Here is a 5,008-nt window from a genome sequence, read left to right as displayed (position 1 = left end):
GCCAAGGCCAACGCCGACATCATTCAAATCTCAGGGCATGAAGGGGGCACCGGGGCTTCCCCCCTGAGCTCCATCAAACATGCCGGGGCATCTTGGGAGCTGGGCCTGGTGGAGGTGCATCATGCCCTGCTGGAAAACGGCCTGCGGCAGCGCTCCATCCTGCGGGTGGATGGCGGCATTCGCACCGGCTGGGAAGTGGTGATGGCGGCCATGCTGGGGGCAGAAGAGTTTGGCTTCGGCACCGTGGCCATGATCGCGGAGGGGTGCATCATGGCGCGGGTATGCCATACCAACAATTGCCCGGTGGGGGTGACCAGCCAGAAGGAAGAGCTGCGCAAGCGCTTCCCCGGCACACCGGATCACGTGGTGACCTTCTTCACGTTTGTGGCGGAGGAGGTGCGCCAAGTCTTAGCCCAACTGGGCTACCGCTCTCTGAAGGAGGTGATCGGGCGGGTGGATCTGCTCTGTCCGCGCGCCGATGCGGTTCTGCAGAAGACCCAATCCTTGAACTTGGAGTGTCTGCTGCGAACTCCCCCCGGTTTTGATCCCAACACCCTGCCCGACTGGTTGGAGCATGAGCCGGTTCACGCCAACGGCCCGGTGCTGGATGAGCAGATCCTGGCTCAGCCGGAGGTGCAGAAGGCGGTGGAGACCTGCGGCACGGCCACGGTGGAGATCCCTATCGCCAACACCGACCGCTGCGTAGGCGGGCGCATTGCCGGAACCTTGGCCCGCTTGTACGGAGATACCGGCTTTGCCCAACAGGGGGGGCAGTTGGATCTGCGCTTTGTCGGCAGCGCCGGCCAGAGCTTTGGCGCTTTTACGCTGGCGGGGATGCGCCTGACCCTGACAGGAGAAGCCAATGACTACGTGGGCAAAAGCATGTGCGGCGGCGAGATCGTCATCCTGGCTCCCCCTGAGGCGCCCCGCGATCCGGCGGAAAATGTAATCCTGGGCAACACCTGTTTGTACGGGGCCACGGGCGGATCCCTGTTTGCCAACGGCCAGGCGGGGGAACGCTTTGCGGTGCGCAACTCGGGAGCGCAGGCGGTGATCGAGGGATCCGGCGACCACTGCTGCGAGTACATGACCGGTGGTGTGGTGGTGGTGCTGGGGCGGGTGGGCCGCAACTTGGGGGCTGGGATGACCGGCGGCCTGGCCTATGTGCTGGATGAGCAGGGCGACTTTCCCGCCAAGGTCAACGGGGAGATCGTGCGCATTCAGCGGGTGCAGACGGCGGCAGCAGAGGCACAACTGAAGAGCCTGATCCAGGAGCACTATCGCCGCACCCATTCCCCCAAAGCGGAGCGCATTCTGCAAAATTGGGAATCCTGCTTGCCCCTGTTTTGGCAGGTGATCCCGCCTTCGGAGGAGGGCAGCGAGCTGACGGATCCCTTGCGATCCCAGCCGCTGGCAGTGGAGTCTTAAGGATCTCTCAGAGCCTGCCGGTAACACTTCTTATCCCCACGACGGCCAGAGAGGCTGGTAAACTGCGAGAGTATACCTGGCCTTTTCATCCGCTTTAAATCACTATGAGTCCCAGTTTGCAAGCTGCTCAAACTCAAGCGCGAGTGCCCACCGAGACCATCCTGACGCCGCGCTTCTACACCACCGATTTCGAGGCCATCGGCAAAATGGGCTTAGGGGATCGAGAGGCCGATTTCCGGGCCATCCTGCAGGAGTTTCGCGCCGACTACAACCGCCATCACTTCGTCCGGGGTGAGGAGTTCAACCAAGACTGGGAAAGCCGCCTGGATCCGCAGGCGCGCCGGTTGTTTGTGGAGTTCTTGGAGCGCTCCTGTACAGCCGAGTTCTCCGGTTTTCTCCTCTACAAGGAGCTGTCGCGCAAGCTAAAAGAGACCAACCCCGTTTTGGCCGAGTGCTTTGCCCTGATGAGCCGCGACGAGGCCCGCCATGCCGGCTTCCTGAACCGGGCTATGGGCGACTTTAACTTGGCCTTTGACCTGAGCTTTTTGACCAAGCACAAGTCTTACACCTATTTCGCGCCGCGTTTCATCTTCTATGCCACCTATCTCTCGGAGAAGATTGGCTACTGGCGCTACATCCTCATCTACCGCCACCTGGAGGCCCACCCCGAGGATCGCGTTTACCCGATCTTCAACTTCTTCAAGAACTGGTGCCAGGACGAGAACCGCCACGGCGATTTCTTCGCGCTCATGCTCCTAAGCCAGCCCAGGCTGCTCAAGGGATGGGTGGCCAAGCTGTGGTGCCGCTTCTTCTTGCTGTCGGTGTTCGCCACTATGTACCTCAACGATGTGGGAGAGCGCCCGGATTTCTACCGCCTCATCGGCTTGGATCCCCATACTTATGACATGGAGGTGATCTACAAGACCAACCGCGAGGCGGCCAAGGTGTTTCCGGTGGTGTTGGATGTGGAAAACCCTGAGTTTGTGCGGCGGCTGCAGAAGTGTGTGGCCAACAACGCCAAGCTGAGGGAGATTGCCCGGGGATCCGGCCCCTTCAAGGGTTTGCGCAAGCTGCCCCTCTACTTGGATAACTTCTATCAGTTTTTGCGGCTGTTCCTCCTGAAACCTCGGAAAGCTGGCTTCTACCTGTGGGAGCAGCCGGAGCCCCGTTTTGAAGGAACGGCTGTTTCTGCCTGAGCCGTCTTGCCCTCAGCTTGGTACCCGTACAGCCTCATAGGTCAGCCATGAACATTGCCGCTGAGATTACGCCGCTCTTTTTGCTGGGAACGCTGGCCTTTTTGGGTTGGGGCTTCTGGAGAGCCCGTCGGCGGGGATCCTTAGCCGTTTGGGTGTGGTTACAGGGATCCCTGCTCTTGTTGCCGTGGGTGGTTTTCCTGGGGCTGCTGCTGCTGGGGATCTACCTCAATTTTGCAGGCTTCCTGGTGTTGCTGTTGGTCTTTACAGGGCTTTACATTGCTGTGGGGCGCAAGACCCGCCAGTTGGCCCAGCAGGAGCTGCAGGCCCGTCGCGAGCAGTTGGCTCGTCTGGAAGAGCAGGGGGAAGCCCCTTCGGCAGGGGAGGCGCCTTTGGAAGCGCCTGCGGTTCTGCAGCGGATCTCGGCTGAGGATCTGCAGGCCATTCAGTCTATTTTCGGCCTCGATACCTTTTTCGTCACCGAGACCGTCCCCTATGGGGAAGGGGCGATTTTTAAGGGCAACCTGCGCCAGGAGGCGGAGGTGGTGGTACCCCTGCTGGTGGAGAAGCTCAAAGAGCAGGTGGGCAGTCGCTACCAGCTCTTTTTGGTGGAGGATCCGGCGGAAAAGCCGGCGGTGGTGGTCTTGCCGGATCCCATCGTCAATTACCGCGCTTCCGTGGGGGCGCAGATCCTGGCGGGGGCGTTGCTGGTCTTCAGCTTCGTCGCCACGTTGGAGGTGGGGGCCAATCTCTTGGGCTTCCGGCTGTTGGATGCGCCGGGGCGCTGGGTGGAAGCCCTGCCGGTGGCAGCCGGGATCTTCGCCATCTTGCTGGTGCACGAGACCGGACACCGCTGGATGGCGGGCAAGTACGGGGTGCGCCTCAGCCCTGCCTTTGTTATCCCCAGCTTGGGCATTGGCACGCTGGGATCCCTGAACCGCATCCAATCGCCAGTGCCCAACCGCAAGGCTTTGTTCGACATTGCCTTTGCTGGCCCGGCGGCGAGCGGGATCCTGTCGCTGCTGGTGCTCTTGGCTGGCCTGAAGCTATCCGGCTCAGGAGGGCTGTATGTGCCTACCGAGATATTCCGCAGCTCCATCCTAGTGGGCACTCTGGCCCGGCTGGTGCTGGGATCCGAGTTTCAGTCGGAGCTGATCCCCATTCATCCTTTCGTCGCCGTGGGCTGGATCGGCCTGGCGATAACGGCCTTGAGCCTGCTGCCTGCCGGCCAGTTGGATGGAGGTCGCATTGTGCAGGCGGTGTACGGGCGGAAGACGGCGGCCCGCGCCACCTTCATCACCCTCATTGCCCTGGCGGTCGCTTCCTTTAGCAACGTCTTGGCCCTCTATTGGGCGCTGCTGATCCTGTTCATTGCTCGCGAGCCAGAGCGTCCCCCTCAGGATGAAATCACAGAGACCGATGGCCAGCGGGATGCGCTGGCTTTGCTGGCCCTCTTTTTGATGGTGATGACCCTGCTGCCGATTGCCCCGGCTTTGGCGGGCTTTCTCAATTTCCCCAACGGCTGATGGGGCACAGGCTCAGGATCCGCCCGCGCGAGGAGCGCACTGCCATCCATGCCTAGACCGGGGAAAGGCTTTGGCCCAAGCAGAGCTGGAAAGGGCAAAGGAGAGCATCTGCAGCGTCTGTTGGCCCAGGCCGTTCGCCATCACCAAGCGGGGCAATGGCCACAGGCCGTCTCGCTTTACCAGCAGGTGCTGCAAGCCCAGCCCACTCACCCGGAGGCGCTGCACCTCTTGGGGGTCTGTCGGCAGCAACAGGGATCCCTAGAGGAAGCAGTTGCCCTGATCCGGCAGGCCCTTGTCCAACAGCTTTGGTTCCCCGATGCCCACTTTAACCTGGGGATTGCCCTCAAGCAGGCGGGGCGGCTGGCGGAGGCGAAAACTCACCTGCAACTGGCCCTAGAGCAGGGGGGGCCGGATCCAGAAGTCTTCTACCAGTTGGGGCTGGTGCTGCGGCAGCAGGGAGATTTGGAGGCGGCCCTTGTCCCCTTAGGACAGGCCCTAGAGCTGCAGCCGGACTTTGCCGATGCTGCCTACACCTTGGCCATTGTGCTGCGGGATTGTGGCCAAGAGGAAAAAGCGGCGGAGCTGTTTTACCGCCTTTGGCAGGCCGATCCTGCCGACTTGGCCGCTGCCCTGGGGTGGTGTGTGAGCCAGTTGCCCTTGCTGTACGCCTCGGCAGACCAAGTTCCCGTGGCCCGGGAGCGCTACCGCCAAGCCCTACAACAGGTAAAGGCCCGCTGGGAACAACTGCCGCGGGATCCGATAACCCTGGAGCAAGCGGCTGCCGGGATCGGCTCCGTCCAACCCTTCTTTTTGCCCTACCAAGGCCAGAACGACCGCGATCTGCAGCAGCTCTACGGATCC

General features: G+C 61.8%; 4 protein-coding genes. All 4 read left to right on the top strand.

Going from position 1 to position 5,008, the window contains the following annotated elements; translation table 11 throughout:
- Positions 1-1,428: glutamate synthase-related protein (locus tag NW849_RS06855; RefSeq protein WP_414356798.1), on the top strand; the 1,428-nt coding region annotated here is incomplete at its 5' end.
- Between the two features lie 104 nt (positions 1,429-1,532).
- Positions 1,533-2,624 carry a magnesium-protoporphyrin IX monomethyl ester (oxidative) cyclase gene (gene acsF / locus NW849_RS06850; RefSeq protein ID WP_414356796.1) on the top strand — a complete coding sequence of 364 codons (1,092 nt, stop codon included), beginning with the start codon at positions 1,533-1,535 and terminating at the stop codon, positions 2,622-2,624.
- A gap of 47 nt (positions 2,625-2,671) precedes the next feature.
- Positions 2,672-4,147 (top strand): site-2 protease family protein, encoded by a 1,476-nt coding sequence (locus tag NW849_RS06845; protein WP_414356794.1) that lies wholly within the window; start codon positions 2,672-2,674, stop codon positions 4,145-4,147.
- A gap of 48 nt (positions 4,148-4,195) precedes the next feature.
- Positions 4,196-5,008, top strand: an 813-nt coding sequence (locus tag NW849_RS06840; RefSeq protein ID WP_414356792.1) for a tetratricopeptide repeat protein, incomplete at its 3' end; no start/stop codon positions are given.

Source organism: Synechococcus sp. R55.3 (assembly GCF_047461975.1).
Taxonomy (GTDB): Bacteria; Cyanobacteriota; Cyanobacteriia; order Thermostichales; family Thermostichaceae; genus Thermostichus.
This window is presented reverse-complemented; position numbering and strand designations above follow the sequence as displayed.

What these genes read in the sequence shown, in the direction of transcription:
- acsF (WP_414356796.1), top strand. Translation starts at nt 1,533, where the DNA reads ATGAGTCCCAGTTTGCAAGCTGCTCAAACTCAAGCGCGAGTGCCCACC.
- NW849_RS06845 (WP_414356794.1), top strand. Translation starts at nt 2,672, where the DNA reads ATGAACATTGCCGCTGAGATTACGCCGCTCTTTTTGCTGGGAACGCTG.